A 19,533-nucleotide genomic window follows, 5' to 3' on the forward strand; every position below is an offset into this window, starting at 1 on the left:
CATCGGCGACCTGGAACATCTTGGCGCGCATCGGAACCTCGACGGTGACATCGAAGCCCTGGGCGAAGAACGAATACAGCTCCGCCTGGATTCGGTCGTCGGTGACGCGTTCTGCACCGAGATCGATCGAGACATCTCCAGCCGAGAGGATCTTCTGGTAGCCGATTCCGTCGACCTCGGGGTAGACCGTGCGCAGAACCTCGTGGCGACCGATAACATCGTGAACTGCCGAATTCAGGGCGGCCAGATCGAGCGCACCCGTGAGCCGAACGGCAACAGGGACATTGTTGACAGCCGATGCCGTGTCGAATCGGTTGAGGAACCACATACGCTGCTGCGCCAACGACAACGGAACCTGCGCCGGACGCACCTGCGCAGTCAACGCCGCACGCGAACCACCACCAACACGAGAACCGAGTCGGGCAGCAAGCCCTTCAACGGTCGACGCCTCGAACAACTCCCGCACCGACACCGAAGCATCCAACGCCTGACCCAACCGAGACGTCACCTGCGTCGCAATCAGCGAATTACCACCGAGCGCGAAGAAATCATCATCCAAACCAACACGCTCGACGCCCAGAACATCCGCAAACGTCTGCGCCACAACCTCTTCCACCACCGACGTCGGAGCACGGAACACCGCAACCTGCAACGACGGAACCGGCAACGCCCGACGATCCAACTTCCCGTTCACCGTCAACGGAATCGAATCCAACACCACAAACGCCGACGGCACCATGTACTCCGGCAACAACGAACCCACCGACACCCGAAGATCGTCGACCGAAACGCTCACACCCGCAGCCGGAACCACATACGCCACCAACCGCTGATCACCCGGAGAATCCTCACGGACAACCACCGCCGTCTGCGCCACCGACACATCCGCCAACACCGCAGACTCGATCTCACCGATCTCGATCCGGAAACCACGGATCTTCACCTGATCATCCGCGCGACCCAGATACTCCAAATCACCAGCACTGTTCCACGACGCCACGTCACCCGTGCGATACAACACCTCGCCGGCATTGAACGGATTCGCCACAAACCGCGTCGACGTCAACCCCGCCTGACCCAGATAACCCCGAGCCAACTGAACACCAGAGACATACATCTCACCCGCGACACCAACCGGCACCGGAGCCAAACGTGTATCGAGCACGAACACCTGCAAACCCGAAATAGCCTGACCCACAACACTCGCCGACGCATCCGCCGCCATCGCAGCATCCAACACACGATGGCTCACATGCACCGTCGTCTCCGTGATGCCGTACATGTTCACCAACGTCGGCGCGAAGTCACCGCGGCGGCCGTACCAATCCGACAAGCGCCGAAGCTCGAGCGCCTCGCCACCGAAAACAACCCACCGCAACGACAACTCGGCGGCCTGACCGGATTCCGACGCCAACCGATCAGCCTCGGCCAACTGATAGAACGCCGACGGCGTCTGATTGAGCACCGTCACCCGCTCAGCAGCAAGCAACTCCAAGAACTGCTCCGGCGACCGCGACGTCACATAATCCACGACGACCAACGTGCCGCCGTACAACAGCGGACCCCACAACTCCCACACCGAGAAGTCGAACGCATAACTGTGGAACATCGTCCACACATCCGACTCGTCGAACCCGTACACACCCTCGGTATTCGCAAACAACTTCGCCACCGTGAAGTGCGGAACCTGCACACCCTTCGGGCGACCCGTCGAACCCGACGTGTAAATCACATACGCAACATTCGACGACCGCAACGGCGCAACACGATCCGCATCCGAAACCACCGAACCATCGAACTCCGACACATCCACCGCGTCGATATCAACCACAGGCAAACCAGCGGGCAACACCAACTCACGCCCGGACCACGAAATCGCAGCCACCGGAGCAGCATCAGCCAACATGAACTCGACACGATCAGCCGGATACGACGGATCCACCGGCAAATACCCCGCACCGGACTTCACCACCGCCAACAACGCCACCACAAGATCCGCCGACCGCGGCAACGCCACCGCCACCAACGACTCCGGACCACAACCCTGAGCAATCAACCTGCGCGCCAAACGATTAGCCCGCACCGACAACTCCGCATAAGACAACGACTCGCCACCGAACCGCACCGCAACCCGATCACCAAACCGCGCAGCAGCATCATCGAACCACGCCGACAACGTCGAATCCACACCACGATCGATCTGGCCGGCACTGAAGCGGGACAGCAGGTTTCGTTCTCCATCGACCAAGATGTCAACGTCACCCACCGCTACGGTGGGATCAGCAGTCACCGCACGGAAGGTCCTTACCAGCCGATCACCGAATTCCACAACGGTCGACTCGTCGAACAGATCCGTCGCATACGTCAAAGAGGCGGACATTCCGGCGGGTGCGCCGGCCTCGTCGGTTCGTTCGGTCAGGGTCAACTGGAGGTCGAATTTCGCCAGCGCAAGATCGGCACTTTCGATCGACACTTCGAGGTCGCCCAGTTCGAGCGTTGCCTGTTCGTGGTTCTGGAACGTCAATGCCACCTGGAACAACGGATGACGAGCCTGCGAACGAACCGGATCGAGAACCTCCACCACACGCTCGAACGGAACATCCGCATGCGCGAACGCCTGCAAATCCACCTCACGCGCCGACGCCAACAGATCCGTGAACGACATCGACGGATCAACCTCGGTACGCAACACCAAAGTGTTGACGAACATACCGATCAGATCGTCGAGCTGCGCCTCACCGCGACCCGCGATCGGTGTACCGATCGCGATGTCGGTCGTTGCGGACAAACGAGAAAGTACGACGGCGAGCGCTGCGTGAACAACCATGAATGGTGTCGAGTTACTGCTGTGCGCAATCGAATTGACAGCTTCGTGCAGGGTGGCGTCGATATCGAACTCGACCTCGGCTCCGCGCCCTGAAGCGACCTCGGGACGAGGACGATCGGCAGGCAGATCCAACTGCTCCGGAAGATCAGCCAACGCATCCGACCAGAACGCAATCTGCTTCGCGATCACGGACCGCGGATCGTCCTCGGACCCGAGAACCTCACGCTGCCACAACGAGTAATCGGCGTACTGCACCGGCAACGGCGTCCAAGCCGGCACCGACGCTCGTGTACGTGCTTCGTAGGCAACCATCACGTCACGGGTCAACGGACCCATCGAGAAACCGTCGGTCGAGATGTGATGCACGACGAACACCAGAACGTATTCGCTGTCGCCGACTTTGAAGAGCTTGGCGCGCAACGGGACTTCGGACGTCACGTCGAAGCCGACTGTCGCCAGCTCGGCGACGCCCGCAGCCAGGCGATCTTCCGTGATCGACACGGGGCTGAGGTCGACGACAACGTCTTGGACGTCGAGGACGTCCTGATATCCGACGCCGTCGACGTCTGGATACACAGTTCGCAGTGATTCGTGTCGGCCCACGACATCGATCACGGCGGCGTCAAGAGCTGCCACATCGAGGGCGCCCGAAATCCTGATCGCCGCCGGGACGTTGTTCACTGCCGACGCGGGTTCGAACCTGTTCAGGAACCACATGCGCTGCTGCGCCAACGAAAGTGGGATCCGAGCTGGCCGGGGCTGCTGCACCAGTGGGGCGGTGGCGCCCGAACCGGCGTGCAGCTCGAGCCGGACGGCGAGTGACTGCACGGTCGACGCTTCGAAGAGCGCACGAACCGGAACGCTTGTGTCGAGCGCCTCTCCCAGCCGAGCGGCGACACGGGTCGCGATCAACGAGTTGCCGCCGAGTTCGAAGAAATCGTCGTCGCGGCCAACCTGTGCGACTCCGAGAACTTCGGAGAACACCTGCGCGACAGTCTCTTCGACGGTCGTGATCGGCGCCTGGTACACCTTGGACTCGAACACGGGCGAGGGCAGAGCCTTGATGTCCGTCTTGCCCGCGGTGGTCAACGGAATCGAATCGAGTACCAGTACCGAGTCGGGGACCATGTAGCCGGTCAGGAACGTCGACACCGACTCGATGACCTGTGCGGGATCCACCTCGGCGCCGGCCTGCGGCACGACGTATGCAACGAGACGATCTCCGAAGTGATCGTCGGAACGAACGAGAGCAACAGCTTGCGCAACGCCCGCGCAACGGGTCAGCGCGGCCTCGATCTCGCCGAGTTCGATACGGAACCCACGGATCTTGACCTGGAAGTCACTGCGGCCCACGTACTCCACTGCGCCACCGTCGATCCACCGGACCACGTCACCCGTGCGGTACAACCGCTCTCCCGGCGCCCCGAACGGGTCTGCGACAAAACGACCCGCTGTCAATGCCGGCTGTCCCAGGTATCCACGAGCGACCTGAACACCCGACACGTACAACTCACCTGCGACACCAACCGGAACGGGCTGCAAGCGGCCGTCCAAGATCCGCGCGGCCATTCCCCGAATCGGGCCGCCGATGTTCATACGATCAAACGCGGTCAGCGTATCGCTGATGTTCGAGGCGACTGTCGACTCCGTCGGACCGTACGCATTGAAGAATCCACGCACACCGCCATCCGGAAGCGGCACCGCCCACTTGGCAACGAGAGACCGCGAACTGGCTTCGCCACCGACGACAACCACCCGCAACGCGTCGAGCCCGCTCGGATCCACTGATGCCAGCGCAGCGGGCGTCACGAACGCATGCGTCACGCCCTCCGAGCGCAAGATCTCGGCCAATTCCGCGCCGCCGTACACCGTCGTCGGCGCAATCACCATCGTCGATGCTGCTCCGAATGCCATCAGCAACTCGAGAACAGAAGCATCGAAACTCGGCGAGGCGAAATGCAGCGTCCGAGCATCCGCGGTCAGCGCATAGCGCTCGACCTGCTCGGCGCAGAAGTTCGCCACACCCGCATTGGTGACCACAACGCCCTTGGGCAGACCCGTGGTGCCCGAGGTGTAAATGACGTAAGCAGGCTGCCGCTCGTCGATCGCACTGCGTCGATCCGAATCACTTACCGGCGCGCAAGATTCTGCCGCGCACGCCGCCACTGTCCTCTCGTCGTCGAGAACAACCCACGTCAACGCCGACGGCAATCCTGCCTCGACGTCACTGAGCGCAAGACCCAGCACCGCACCGGAATCGGAGATCATGTGGGCGATACGGTCAACCGGATACGTCGGGTCGACGGGCACGAATGCAGCACCCGTTTTCACCACTGCCCACAGAGCGAGAACCGAATCGGCCGAACGCGGAATCGCGATCGCGACCCGATCCTCCGGCCCGACGCCCTTCGCAATCAGAACACGAGCGAGTCGCGACGACCGCTCGTCGAGTTCGCGGTAGCTGATCGACTGACCGTCGAAGCGAATCGCATCCGCCGACGGATCCAAAGCGGCCGCCGCTGTGAGGATCTCGACCAGGGTTCCCGAGACCGACTGACCTCCATGAACATCGGCCAGCACACCCCGCTCGGCCGCATCGAGAATATCGATGTCACCGACGACAATCGAAGGAACCGACACGACAGTCTCGAGGATACGAACCAGACGCCGAGCAAACCCCTCGACCGTCGAAACGTCGAACAGATCTGCAGCAAACGTGAATTCGGCCGAGAGCCCTTGCTGGATCCCGTCTTCGCCGATCGACTCTGTCACTGCGAGTTCGAGGTCGAACTTGGCAGTGGTCGTGTCGATTTCGGCGGCCTTGATCGCCAGTCCCGGCAGTTCCAATGCCGTTTGCGCGAGATTCTGCAAGGACAGCACGACCTGGAACAGCGGATGTCTGGCCTGCGACCGGGCGGGAGCCAAGACGTCCACCAACCGCTCGAAGGGCACGTCCGAGTGAGCGAACGCTCCGAGCGCAGAATCACTCGCCGCAGCCAGCAGATCCGTGAATGCCTGGGCCGGGTCGACCTCGGTCCGCAGAACAAGCGTGTTGACGAACATGCCGACGAGATCGTCGAGCGCCTCGTCGCCACGACCGGCAACGGGAGTGCCCACGGCGATGTCCGAGGTTCCGCTCAGTCGGGCCATCAGAACGGCAAGCGCCGAGTGCAACGCCATGAAGAGCGTCGCGTTGTTCTCCCGTGCCAGCGCGTCCAATCGACGGTGCACATCCCCGGAGATCTCGAACGCGAATCGCTCGCCGCGCATCGACGCCACATCAGGCCGAGACCGGTCCGACGGAAGCTCGATCACATCCGGTAGGTCTGCCAGAGTCTCGGTCCAGTACGAGATCTGCTGCGAGATCAGTGATTCCGAGTCGTCTTCCGACCCCAGAACCTCACGCTGCCACAACGAATAGTCGGCGTACTGCACAGTCAACGGCTGCCACGCCGGCGCGGTCCCATCCTTGCGTGCCGAGTAGGCAATCATGACATCGCGAGCCAGGGGCGCCATCGACCAACCGTCAGCGGCGATGTGATGAACCACGATCGCGAGGGTGTGCTCGGTGTCGCTGACCGTCAACAGGCGGACACGGATCGGCACGTCGACAGTGACGTCGATCGCTGAGGATCCGATTGCAGCGACTCGACTTTCGAGCTCGTCCGGATCCGAAACCGACTCCACGGTCAGTCCACCGAACGCCTCCGAAAGCGACAGAATCGACTGCTTCGGTCCGGAAGCCCCGTCCGGATATACCGTTCGGAGCACTTCATGCCGGGCCAGTACGTCCTCGAGCGCAGTTTCCATCGCGGCAGTATCGAGATGACCAGTCAGGTGCAGAGCAAAAGTGATGTTGTAAGCAGCCGAGTCGGTGTCGAAGCGGTTCAGGAACCACATGCGCTGCTGCGCCAGCGACAACGGAATTTCCGCGGGACGCACCTGTGCGACGAGCGCCTTCTGCCCGCCGCTACCTACGTGCGACTCGATGTGTGCGGCGAGCGCCTCGACGGTGGAAACGTCGAATAGCGTTCGCACCGGCACAGTAGTGTCGAGCGCCCGCCCCAATCGGGAGGTGACCTGAGTAGCCACCAGGGAGTTGCCACCGAGTTCAAAGAAGTCGTCGTCGAGGCCGACTCGTTCCACTCCGAGAACATCCGCAATCACCTGCGCGACAATCTCTTCCACCGGCGTAGTGGGTGCACGAAACTCGCGGACCTCGAAAACAGGCTCCGGCAAAGCCCGGCGATCCAATTTGCCCACCGGGGTCAACGGAACCTCAGCGAGTTCCATGATGACGGACGGAACCATGTAGCTCGGCAGAGATTCTGCCACGAACGAGGCGAGCACGTCCCGATCGAAACTCGACCCGTCAGCCAGTTCGACGTAGGAAACGAGGGTTGTGACACCCGCCGCGCCTTCGCTTCCGACCGTCACCGCGAAGCGCACAGACTCGTGCGAGGACAGAACTGCGTCGATCTCACCGAGTTCGATACGGAATCCGCGAACCTTGACCTGGAAGTCACTGCGGCCGACGTATTCGAGAACCCCCGCGTCACCGCGCGCGTCTCCGCCGGTCCAGCGCACGACATCGCCGGTCCGGTACATTCGCTCGCCGTCCGGCGAATACGGGTTTGCAACAAACCGTTCCGCAGAAAGACCTCGCCGCTCGTGGTAGCCGCGAGCCAATGCAGCGCCTGCAAAGTAGAGCTCTCCCCTGGTACCGACTGGAACAGGATGCAGACGCTCGTCGAGTACCAGTGCCGACATGCCCTCGACGGGACGCCCGATGTCGATCGATCGGCCGATCGCGAGGTCGCCGAACGACGAGATGATAGTGGTCTCGGTCGGACCGTACCCATTGAAGTAGGCGCGCCCTGGGGCCCATTTCGCCAGCAACTCGGGAGTGGTCACGTCACCGCCGACGGAGACGACTCGCAATTCAGGCAGCTCTGCCGGCTCCATGGTCCCGAGTACTGCGGGAGTGATGATCGCGTGTGTGACCTTCTCGGAATGAAGAAGATCCGACAACTCGTGTCCACCGATAATTGTCGACGGAACGATCACCAAAGTTGCACCCGCAGAGAAGGCGACCATCCATTCGAGTACCGACGGGTCGAAGCTCGGCGAACAGATATGGAGGAAGCGTGAGGACTGTTCTACCTCGTAGCGACGCTGTGCTGCGTCTCTGACCCCACGGAGACCACCGTGAGTGACGCTGACACCCTTCGGTTTTCCCGTGGAACCGGATGTGTAAATGACATATGCAACGTGAGAACTGTGAATCGGAGCGATTCGGTCCTCGTCCGTGACCGGCGCTGAAGATTGCGTCGACAGTTCTCCGTTCAGCGCCTGGCCGTCAAGGACCAACCATTCTGTGACCGCAGGAAGCTTATCTACGAACTGTCCCGACGTGAGTCCGATCGCGGCCGAAGAATCGGCCAGCATGTGCCGGACACGATCTTCCGGATAGCTCGGGTCGACTGGGACGTATGCCGCCCCTGACTTCGCCACCGCCCATACTGCACAGACCATCTCGTACGAGCGAGGAAAGGCGAGAGCAACAATGGTCTCGGGGCCGGCGCCACGTCCGATCAGAACCCGTGCGAGCTTCGACGACTGCTCATCGAGCTCGCGGTAGGTGATCGATCGACCCTCGAAGCGCACAGCAACCGAATCCGCCTCAGCCGTGCCGGACAGGAAGATGTCGACGAGACTCTGCCGGGGCATCGTGTAATCCGCGGCTACGACCGTCAGATCGGTGCGCTCGGAGCGTGAGAGCAGGTCGATATCGCCGACGATCGTTTCAGGTCGGGTAGCCACGGCATCGAGAATGCGCACGAACCGAGTAGCGAAAGTGTTCACCGTGGCCGGATCGAACAAGTCCGTGGCGTAGGTGAAGGTGGCACTCAAGACATCCGCGTCTTCGGTCCCTTCGGGATTCTCGGACACCATGAGTTCGAGATCGAATTTGGCGACCGGTACGTCCAATTCAGCTGCAACTGCTTTGACACCTGAGAATTCCAGTTCGCGTCGTCCACTGATCTCCGCAGTGAGCGCAACCTGGAACAGCGGGTGACGAGCCTGCGAACGCGCCGGGCTCAGAACTTCGACCAACCGCTCGAACGGCACATCGGCATGCCCGTAGGCAGACAAGCCCGATTCCCTTACCCGAGCGAGCAACTCTTCGAATCGTTCGTTCGGGTCGACCTCGGTGCGAAGCACCAGGGTGTTCACGAACATGCCGATCACGTCGTTGAGCGCTTGATCGCCTCGCCCGCCGATCGGGGCACCGATCGCGATGTCGGAGGTACCACTGAGCCGGCTCAACAGCGTTGCATATGCCGCCTGCAACACCATGAACAGCGAGACGCTCCTCGAGCGCGCCAACTCGTTCAACTTGCGCGTCGTGCGTTCGCTGATCTGAAAATGGTGCTTGGCACCGTGATTGGACGCGATGGCAGGACGAGGTCGGTCGGTCGGCAGATCCAACTGATCCGGCAAATCGGCAAGTGCCCGGCGCCAGAAGTTGATCTGGCGAGACGACTCCGAGCGCGGGTCTTCGTCGGATCCCAGTGCTTCGCGCTGCCACAGGGCGTAGTCGGCGTACTGAATCGGCAGCGGCGTCCACGCCGGCGCAGACTTCTCACTTCGCGCCGAGTATGCGACGAGAAGGTCACGTGCGAGCGGACGGAACGACAGTCCGTCTGCAGCGATGTGATGGAGAACCATCACCAGGACGTAGTCCGTCGGAGACACCTCGAAGAGGGCAACCCGTACCGGGATTTCGAGCGTCACGTCGAAGCCGCGAGACGCCACGTCGAACAGGGCCGCGTCGAGATGCGAATTCCGAATCTTGACCGGATTCAACTCCACTGCAGCCCGATCGACCGGCAGTACAAGCTGTTGCGCGGTTCCGTCGACATCAGGGTAGATCGTCCGCAACGACTCGTGTCGCTCGAGAAGATCCATCACCGCGGCATGCAGGGCGGACGGGTCCACCGAACCGGTGAGCCGGACCGTGAACGGAAGGTTGTACGCGGGCGTCGACGGATCGAGACGGTTGATGAACCACATGCGCTGCTGTGCAAGCGAGAGCGGGACAACCTGGGGACGAAGCTTGGCGATCAGCGGGGTGAGCTGCCTGGCGTTACCCGCCACAGACTCGGCGCGGGCCGCCAAGGTAGCGACCGTGGTGGACTCGAAAAGCTCTCGAACGCCGAGTTGCACTCCCAAGGCGGAACCCACGCGGGTCACCAACTGTGTTGCAACCAGCGAGTTTCCACCGAGTTCGAAGAAGTCGTCGTCGATACCGACGCGCTCGACACCGAGAACGTCGGCAAAGACGTCAGCGACAACCCGCTCGATTTCGGTGCGGGGCTCGCGGTACTGCTTCGCACTCGCGAACACCGGCTCGGGCAACCCGGCACGATCCAATTTGCCACTCGTGTTGAGCGGCAACGCATCGAGCACCATCAACGCGGCCGGAACCATGTACGAAGGGAGGCTTCGACCGGCGAACTCACTGAGCACCGCAGCATCGATGTTTCGGCCCGGGCCCGGCACGACGTAGCCGACCAATTGATCACCGGTCGGGGTGACGGTCACCAAGACAACAGCCTGGGAAACGTCGGGGTGTGCCAGAAGGACGGTCTCGATTTCGCCGAGCTCGATGCGCTGCCCACGGAACTTCACTTGGAAGTCGGTACGCCCGATGTAGTCGAGGTTTCCGTCCTCACTGCGACGGACGAGGTCGCCGGTCCGGTACATACGCTCACCGGCCGTGCCGTACGGATTGGCTACGAACCGATCCGAGCTCAGGTCCGGTCGACCAACGTATCCGCGCGCGAGTTGAACGCCGGCGAGATAGAGCTCACCCGGCTGCCCGATGGGGGTCGGGCGAAGTTGTCCGTCCAGTACGTGCGCCTGAGTGTTCCACTGCGGCATACCGATCGGCACGGAAGTAGTATCCGTGGCCACGGCCTCGTAGTACGTGACCGATACCGCGGCTTCGGTCGGACCGTACAGGTTGTGCAGTCCGGCTCCACAGAGTTCGCGGAAGGCGGAAGACGTCTCGGGCGGGAGCGCCTCGCCGATGACGAACACGTGGCGCAACGAATCACAAGATCCGGCAGGTGCATTCGCAGTGAACAGCGTGAGCATGGATGGCACGAAGTCGGTGATCGTGACGCCGAGCTCCGCGATCTTGTTCGCCACGTAGATCGGGTCTCGATGACCGTCCGGAGTCGCGACGACGAGCGTGGCGCCGACCTGCAACGGCATGAAGAATCCCCACAGGGACACGTCGAATGTCGTAGCGGTCTTCTGCAGGTAGATGTCCGACGCCGAAAGCCCGTACTCGGCGTTCATCCACTGAAGCTGATTGTTGATCGCTGCGTGAGTGACCGCGACACCCTTGGGTCGCCCGGTCGAGCCGGAGGTGTAGATCACGTACGCGGTGTTCGAGAAATGCAAGGGAGACAGGCGATCTGCGTTGGCGATCGGCCTGCTGTCGAGCTGCCCATAGTCCAGTGTGTCGATCTCGATGACCCGTGTGCCCGAGGGCAGATCCACGTCGTCCCGCGCAGTGGTCACAACACACGTGGGCTGCGCCGACTCGAGAATGTAGGCGGTGCGTTCCACTGGGTGGTCGGGATCCACCGGCACCCAGGCTCCGCCGGCCTTGGCAATCGCGTACAGACCGACCATCAAGTCCAAAGACCTGCGGATCGACAGTCCTACAAGCGATTCGGGCCCAACACCCATGGCGATGAGTTGACGAGCCAAACCATTTGCGCGAGAGTCGAATTCGGCGTATGTGAGGCTGGCGCCTTCGAAAACGACAGCGGTGGCATCGGGAGTTCTCTCGACCTGACGCTCGAATGCTTCGGTGATGGTCTGCGAGGCAACGTGGAAGCCGGTGCGGTTCCACAAGGCAACCTTGTTTCGCTCCTCGTCGGTTGCGACAGGAAGATCCCAGACCTTGCGGCTCGTTTCGGCCGAGACGAACTTCTCGAGAAACTCCACGAACCGCGAGTGATTTCGCTGGGCGTCCGCGGGCGCGTACAGATTGGGATTCGACTCGAAATCGATGTGCGTACGGGTGTCGCCGACGCTCTGGTACAGGTTGACACCGAGGTCTTCGATCAAACCCGTGGACAGGATGTGAAGCTCGCCGACGAGGGGCCCGAACGCCAACTCGGTGGAAAACATCATGATGTTGATCCACGGGCCGAAGAATCCGCCCCGGCCCGGCCCGTCACCGCCGCGAACCATGTCCTCGTGTCGGTATCGCTGGTGGCGCAGTGCGCCGGACATTTCGTTCCTGACGTCGTCCAGAAGCTCCTGGACGGTGGTGTCCGCAGTGACGGTCAGTCGCAGCGGCACGACGTTGGAGACCATGCCTCCGGATCGACGCAGCACGGCTGTCGTTCGACCGGAGACGGGCAGGCTCAACGACACGTCCTCTCGTCCGGTCATCTGAGCGAGGTATGCCGCAAACGCCGCGACTACGGTTCCGGCAACAGTGGTCTTCTCCACGCGCTCGAGGAAGCGCCCGAGCAGCGCCTCGACGTGGTTGGACAGCGCTGCACTGTCGATCCGACTGACTGGAGCAGGCGCGGCACTTCGACCCGCGAGGCTCGAGATCTCGTCGAGATTCTCGATCTTGTCTGCCCAGTACTTGCGATCGGTTTCGAAACGACTCGACTGGCGGTACTTGTTGTCCACCTCGTAGACGTTCCGGAGATCGGAGGCCTCACTCGGCTCCGGATCCCGGCCCTCCACGCGCGCCGAGTACAGCTCCGCCACACGAGTGACGAACGTCGACGCACCGAAGCCGTCGAGAATTGTGTGGTGGACCCGCGTGTACCAGTAGTAGCGGTTCTCGCCGAGGCGCAGGATCGTGGCAGAGATCAGTCGGTCCGTAAGCATGTCGATCGGCCGGCTGCGATCTGCTCGCATCCACCGCATGGCGGCGTCGTGCGAGTCGTCTTCACTACGAAGGTCGACGTAGCCGACTGAATCATCGAGTGTGGGGTCGATGATCTGGTACGGCTGGGCATCGATCTCGAAGATCCGCACGAAGGCCGACCCGATTTCGCGACCGGCGTCTGCACAGGCCTGGCGAAGGGCGTCAAGCTCCAGAGCACCACGGAGTTCGACGTACTGGGCGATGTTGACCGGTACTGCGGGATCAAGGTGCTGCGCGAACCACATACCGAGTTGGGCCGCCGAAAGTGGGAATGCGTCTGATCGCTGAACGTCTTCCGGCGAGCTGCCGACCTCCGGCTTGCCGCTCCCCAGTTCTCCGTTACCCAGCGAATTCACGCCCACAGCCTCTCTTCCACACCATTGCGCACCCGTGCGAGCCGAACGTCCGATTCGCAGCAGCTACCGACCTCATCCAACCTCGACGAGCCAGAACCACCCATTGTCTCCGATACATAGGTGACAAGAGAAATCCATACCCCGGTGTATCGACGGTTTTGCTGCAATTCGTTACAAATCGCCCAGCTCATCTACCCCCCGATCGCATTGCCGAAACGCACGGTTCAGACGCTGTGCGCGACATCTCCACCCCTGGAACAATCAATTTGCAGCCGACGATCTGCACCCCCATCCACTTCAGTCACCTCGGACAATTTACAGGCCCCTCAGCTACTTGGTGCCCGAGCTCGAACGAGATTCGACAGTCGCTGATCGAGACTATCGGTACACGCCGACAGACCGACGAAAGAACGCGCCGACCAGCGGTCGGCGCGTTCTTTCGATTGAAGGTACGAAGCTTCAGGAAAAACCCACACCAGTCACACTCTGCAGGTGTTCGCAACTGACACCCGGAGCCAACTCCACAAGCTCCAGACCCTCTGCGGTGACGTCCAGCACCGCGAGGTCGGTGATGATCCGGTTGACGACGCCCTGCCCGGTAAGCGGCAGGGTGCATGCCTCGACGATCTTGGGGTTTCCGTCGCGATCGGTGTGCTCCATCACGACGATGACGCGGCGGGCACCGTGGACCAGGTCCATCGCCCCGCCCATGCCCTTGACCATCTTGCCGGGGACCATCCAGTTGGCGAGGTCACCCGTCTTCGACACCTGCATCCCGCCGAGCACCGCGGTGTCGATGTGGCCGCCGCGGATCATCCCGAACGAGAGGGCCGAGTCGAAGAACGCGGCACCAGGATTGACGGTGACGGTTTCTTTACCTGCATTGATGAGGTCGGCATCGACCTGATCATCGGTCGGATACGGTCCGGTACCGAGGATGCCGTTCTCGCTGTGCAGGACTACCTTGACACCCTCGGGCAAGTAACTGGGGATCAGCGTCGGCAGGCCGATGCCGAGGTTGACGTACTCACCCGGCCGCATCTCGGCAGCAGCGCGAGCGGCCATCTCGTGGCGAGTCCAACCGATACGGGTTTCCTCTGCACTGGTCACTTGGTGCCTCCTGAGACGGTCCGCTTCTCGATCCGCTTCTCCTGTGGGCCTGTGTGTACGACGCGCGCGACGAACACTCCAGGTAGGTGCACGTGCGCGGGGTCGATGTCGCCCGGCTCGACGAGGTTCTCCACCTGCGCGATGGTGATCCGGCCGGCCATGGCAGCAAGCGGGTTGAAGTTCATCGCCGTCTTGTTGAAGACGAGGTTTCCTTCGGTGTCACCGTAGTCCGCATGCACGAGCGCGAAGTCAGCCGTGATCGCCTCTTCCAATACATACGTGCGGCCACCGAACACTGCCGTCGCCTTCGGTGGCGACGCCACGGCGATCGAACCGTCCGGGTTGTATCGCCACGGCAAGCCGCCCTCGGCGATCGGTGTGCCGACGCCGGCCGGAGTGTAGAACGCCGGAATGCCGGTACCGCCTGCACGCAGCCGCTCGGCCAGCGTCCCCTGCGGCGTCAACTCCACTTCGAGCTCACCGGCGAGATACTGGCGCGCGAACTCCTTGTTCTCCCCCACGTACGACGCCGTCACCCTGGCGATCCGGTGCGCGCCGAGCAGAATGCCGAGACCGTAGTCGTCGACACCGCAGTTGTTGGAGAACACCTCGAGATCGGTGGCGTCGCCGTCGGCGATCGCCGCGATCAGTGCGTCGGGAATACCGCACAGCCCGAAGCCGCCCACTGCGAGCCTGGATCCGCTCGCGATGTCGGCAACTGCCTCAGCTGCCGTATTCACGACTTTGCTCATCCGTTAGTTCTCCTTCTGCTGAAAGATTCCGGCTCGGTGAAGAAGCTTCTCGGCGTGACGAAGTACGGGAGCGTCGACCATCTTGCCCTCGAACGCGAACACACCACGTTCAGTAGACACCGCGGCAAGCACTCGTGTGGCCCAGTCGATCTCTTTTTCCGAAGGTGCGAAGGCACCACGGATGACCTCGACCTGACTCGGGTGGATCGCAACCTTCACGTCGAAGCCGACTGCGACAGCATCAGCGGACTCGACGCCCAGGCCTACGAGGTCCTTGATGTCGAGATAAACAGAATCGACAGCCAACCGGCCGTAGCTCTTCGCAGCCAGGAGAGACGTCGATCGGACGTGCTTGGCAACGTCGCGGTACGAACCGTTCGGGTGCCTGCTCGAATTACCGCCGAGACCGGCCACAAGATCCTCGGCTCCCCACATGACACCGATGGCGTTCGCAGCAAGCGCGATGTCGGCCACGGCGAGGGCTCCTCGCGGGGACTCGACGAGTGCAACCACGTCCGCCGGTGCGAGCGAGAGGACGTCCTCGGCCGATTCGCACTTGGACAGCATGAGACGCGAATAGTGTGTGCCGTCCAGCGCGATCAGATCGAGTTCGTGATCAGGTGTACCGACCGGATTGACGCGCACGACCGTCCGCTCCGGATCGAGAGGCGTGTCGATCAGGGCTGCACGTGCGGCTTCCTTGTCGGCCGGAGCCACACCGTCTTCGAGATCGAGGATCACGACGTCGGCAACAGCCGCGGCCTTCGCATAGCGCTCGGGACGATCCGCCGGGCAGAACAACCACGCCGGCCCCGGAGGTGTCCACGTCATGAGGACACCTCTGCCGGACGCAGTTGCACCAGTGTCTTGCGCGTGGCCAGTGCGACGACGTCACCGTGCTGGTTACGCCCGGTGTGCACGAGCGTCACGATGCCTTCACCTGGACGACTCTTCGACTCGCGCTTGTCCGCGATGAGCGTCTCGGCATACAGGGTGTCCCCGTGAAAGAGCGGCTTCGGGAAGCTGATCTCGGAGAAACCGAGGTTCGCGACGATGGTGCCCTGCGTCAACTGCGCGACCGAGAGGCCGACGATGGTCGACAGGGTGAACATCGAATTGACCAGCCGCACACCGAATTGAGTGCCTTCGCTGTACGCAGCATCAAGATGCAGCGCCTGCGTGTTCATCGTCAGAGTCGTGAACAGTACGTTGTCAGCCTCGGTCACCGTTCGGCCTGGGCGATGCTCGTAGATCGCGCCGACCTCGAACTCCTCGAACCAGAGTCCGCGCTGAGTGATCTTCTTGGGGTTCGTCACAACCCTGCCTCACGGGCGATGAGCATCAACTGCACCTCGGTGGTTCCCTCACCGATTTCGAGGATCTTGCTGTCACGGTAGTGTCGCGCGACGGCGTACTCGTTCATGAAGCCGTATCCGCCGTGGATCTGGGTGGCGTCGCGGGCGTTGTCCATGGCAGCTTCGGAGGAGATGAGCTTGGCGATGGACGCCTGCTTCTTGAACGGCTTGCCCGACAACATGAGTGCGGCCGCGTCGTAGTACGCGGTACGTGCGACGTGGGCACGAGCCTCCATACGCGCGATCTTGAACGCGATGGCCTGGTTGTGTCCGATGGGGCGACCGAACGCCTCGCGTTCCTTGGCGTACTTGATCGACTCGTCGACGCAGCCCTGGGCGGCACCGACGCTCAACGCGGAAATAGCGATGCGGCCTTCGTCGAGGATGCGCAGGAAGTTCGCGTAGCCGCGGCCGCGCTCACCGAGCAGATTCTCTTCGGGGACACGAACATCGGCGAACGTGAGCGGATGGGTGTCGGATGCGTTCCAACCGACTTTGTTGTACGCCGGTTCGGCCGTGAAGCCGGGCGTCGTGGTCGGCACGAGGATCGTCGAGATCTCCTTCTTGCCGCCGTCCTTGACACCCGTGACCGCGGTGACCGTCACGAGCTTGGTGATGTCGGTGCCCGAGTTGGTGATGAACTGCTTGTTGCCGTTGATGATCCACTCACCGCTGTCGAACTTCGCGGTGGTCTTGGTGCCGCCGGCGTCGCTACCCGCACCGGGTTCGGTCAGGCCGAAGGCAGCCAACGACTTGCCGCTGGTGAGCTGCGGAAGCCACTCCTGCTTCTGTGCCTCGTTACCGAAACGGTAGATCGGCATGGCACCAAGGGACACACCAGCTTCGAGAGTGATCGCGACGCTCTGGTCGACCTTGCCCAGCTCTTCGAGCGCCAGGCAGAGTGCGAAGTAGTCGCCGCCCATTCCGCCGTACTCCTCGGGAAACGGCAGGCCGAACAGTCCCATGTCGGCCATCCCGGCCACTACCTCGTACGGGAAGGTGTGGTTGGCGTCGTGCTCGGCAGCAACCGGTGCCACTACGGTCTTCGCGAAATCCGCAACCGTCTTGGCGAGCTGCTGGTATTCGTCCGGAAGCGCTCCGGTGGCAAGGTAATCGGACATCAGGCGTCTTCCTTCTGCGTCGTGTTCTCGGTCTTTACTTCTGCAGTCTCTTCGTCCGTGACAGGTACCACGCGGGCCAGAACCTGATCCACCATCACCTGATCGCCCTGACGGACAAGCACTTCCACGATCCCGTCGATCGGGGACGTCAAGGAGTGCTCCATCTTCATGGCCTCGACCACGACGAGTGGTTGTCCCGCGCTCACTGCCGCGCCGTTCTCGACGTTGACTGCGATGACGGCACCGGGCATGGGGCTGGCGATTTCGGCGTCACCGGCGTGCTTGTCCTCACCGCGAACGCTGACTTCGGCAACCTCGCGCACGTGCCAGGTTCCGCCGCCTGCCAGCCACAGACCACCATCGGTCTCGGCGACGACAAACGTGCGTCGACGTCCGTCGATCACCACCGCCAGTTCGGATCCCGTCAGGGTCGCGCTGAATGCGCGAGGCTGTGAACCTTCGACCTCGACCTTTGCATCCGCGGGAACGCCGACGATCGCAACGTGCGCCGTTCGGGTGCCGGCGGAGAGCCTGATGCTGGTCGGAGCGGGAGTTCCGACGCGCCACCCACTCGGGACATCCCAGGGATCAACGCATTCCGAGGTTGTCCACCGCGAGAGCCAGCGATACGCCGCGGCAGCAATGAGCACCTCGTCGGAGGCGTCGGCTGCGACAAAGTCTTCGACGCGACGATCGAGCAGACCGGTGTCGAGGTTGCCCGCGATCACATCCGGATCAGCGAGGAGGAACCGTGCGAATTCGATGTTGGTCACGACTCCGAGCACTGCGGTGTCACCGAGTGCGCGATCGAGCTTGCGCAGTGCGCCCGCGCGGTCGGGAGCGTGGGCGATGACCTTGCTGAGCATCGGGTCGTAGTCACTGCCGACGACGGTGCCCGCGAGCAGTCCGGAATCGACGCGCACGCCGGAACCTGACGGCTCGACCAGATCGACGACGCGGCCGCCCGTCGGCAGGAATCCACGGCCCGGATCCTCCGCGTACACACGAGCTTCGATGGCGTGCCCGGTCAGCGTGATGTCACTCTGGGAGAAGGCCAACTTCTCTCCCGCTGCCACACGGACCTGCCATTCGACCAGATCCAGTCCGGTCACCATTTCGGTGACGGGATGCTCGACCTGCAGTCGGGTATTCATCTCCATGAAGAAGAACTCGTCCGGCTTGTCGGCGGAGACGATGAACTCCACGGTGCCGGCGCCGGTGTAATCGACGCTTCGAGCGGTGTTGCAGGCTGCCGCGCCGATCCGGTCACGGGTCACCTGATCGAGCAGCGGCGACGGAGCCTCTTCGATGACCTTCTGGTGACGCCGCTGCAGGCTGCATTCGCGCTCACCGAGGTGGACGACGTTGCCGTGCTGGTCGGCGAGAACCTGGACCTCGATGTGCCGGGGCCGCAGGACGAATCGTTCGAGGAACAGGGTGTCGTCGCCGAACGACGACGCGGCCTCACGACGGGCACTGCGAAGAGCCTCGGCCAGGTTGGCCGGGTCCTCGACCAGACGCATTCCCTTGCCGCCTCCGCCGGCCGAAGGCTTGACCAACACCGGGTAGCCGATGTCCTCGGCCGCTGCGATCAGTTCTTCGTCGGTCAGATTCGGGCGAGCGATACCCGGGACCACCGGCACGTCGAACGCGGCAACCGCATTCTTCGCGGTGATCTTGTCACCCATCACCTCGATGGCGTGCTCGGAGGGGCCGAGGAAGGCGATTCCGGCAGCCGCACAGGCAGCCGAGAACGCCGAGTTCTCCGACAGGAAGCCGTAACCGGGGTGAATACCCTGAGCACCGGTGGACTTGGCAGCGTCGATGACCTTGTCGATGACGAGGTAGCTTTCACGCGCCGCGGCCGGTCCGATGTTGACGGCAGTGTCGGCCTCGCGGACGTGGCGAGCATTCGCGTCGGCGTCGCTGTAGACGGCGACGCTGCGAATTCCCAACTCACGCAGCGTGCGGATCACGCGGACCGCGATCTCACCGCGGTTGGCCACGAGAACAGTATCGATAGTGCGCAACTCAGTCAT

7 protein-coding genes (1 of these 7 only partly in view) are annotated in these 19,533 nt (G+C 62.4%); all 7 read right to left on the bottom strand.

Annotated elements, in window-relative coordinates; genetic code table 11:
• Window positions 1–13,156, bottom strand: partial view of a non-ribosomal peptide synthase/polyketide synthase gene (locus tag CPI83_RS19990; protein WP_157920618.1) — the beginning only. The gene continues 15,590 nt to the left of window position 1, outside the view; 13,156 of the gene's 28,746 nt are visible here — the first part of the coding sequence; it begins with the start codon at window positions 13,154–13,156; its stop codon lies beyond the left edge, outside the window.
• 459 nt (window positions 13,157–13,615) lie between these two features.
• On the bottom strand, window positions 13,616–14,221 hold the full coding sequence (locus tag CPI83_RS19995) for a 3-oxoacid CoA-transferase subunit B (RefSeq protein WP_176450604.1): 606 nt from the start codon (window positions 14,219–14,221) through the stop codon (window positions 13,616–13,618).
• 41 nt (window positions 14,222–14,262) lie between these two features.
• The gene (locus CPI83_RS20000; RefSeq protein WP_007730192.1) at window positions 14,263–15,018 is read right to left on the bottom strand and encodes a CoA transferase subunit A; all 756 of its coding nucleotides are present in this window, start codon (window positions 15,016–15,018) and stop codon (window positions 14,263–14,265) included.
• A 3-nt stretch (window positions 15,019–15,021) separates the two neighbouring features.
• The gene (locus CPI83_RS20005) at window positions 15,022–15,849 is read right to left on the bottom strand and encodes a CoA ester lyase (RefSeq protein WP_003942031.1); all 828 of its coding nucleotides are present in this window, start codon (window positions 15,847–15,849) and stop codon (window positions 15,022–15,024) included.
• Window positions 15,846–16,334, bottom strand: a complete 489-nt coding sequence (locus CPI83_RS20010) for a MaoC family dehydratase (protein WP_020969025.1) — start codon at window positions 16,332–16,334, stop codon at window positions 15,846–15,848. The genes CPI83_RS20005 and CPI83_RS20010 overlap by 4 nt, the downstream gene beginning before the upstream one ends.
• Window positions 16,331–17,494 carry an acyl-CoA dehydrogenase family protein gene (locus CPI83_RS20015; RefSeq protein WP_007730190.1) on the bottom strand — a complete coding sequence of 388 codons (1,164 nt, stop codon included), beginning with the start codon at window positions 17,492–17,494 and terminating at the stop codon, window positions 16,331–16,333. The genes CPI83_RS20010 and CPI83_RS20015 overlap by 4 nt, the downstream gene beginning before the upstream one ends.
• On the bottom strand, window positions 17,494–19,533 hold the full coding sequence (locus CPI83_RS20020; RefSeq protein WP_007730189.1) for an acetyl/propionyl/methylcrotonyl-CoA carboxylase subunit alpha: 2,040 nt from the start codon (window positions 19,531–19,533) through the stop codon (window positions 17,494–17,496). The genes CPI83_RS20015 and CPI83_RS20020 overlap by 1 nt, the downstream gene beginning before the upstream one ends.

This window comes from Rhodococcus sp. H-CA8f, assembly GCF_002501585.1.
GTDB classification, from domain to species: Bacteria; Actinomycetota; Actinomycetes; order Mycobacteriales; family Mycobacteriaceae; genus Rhodococcus_F; species Rhodococcus_F erythropolis.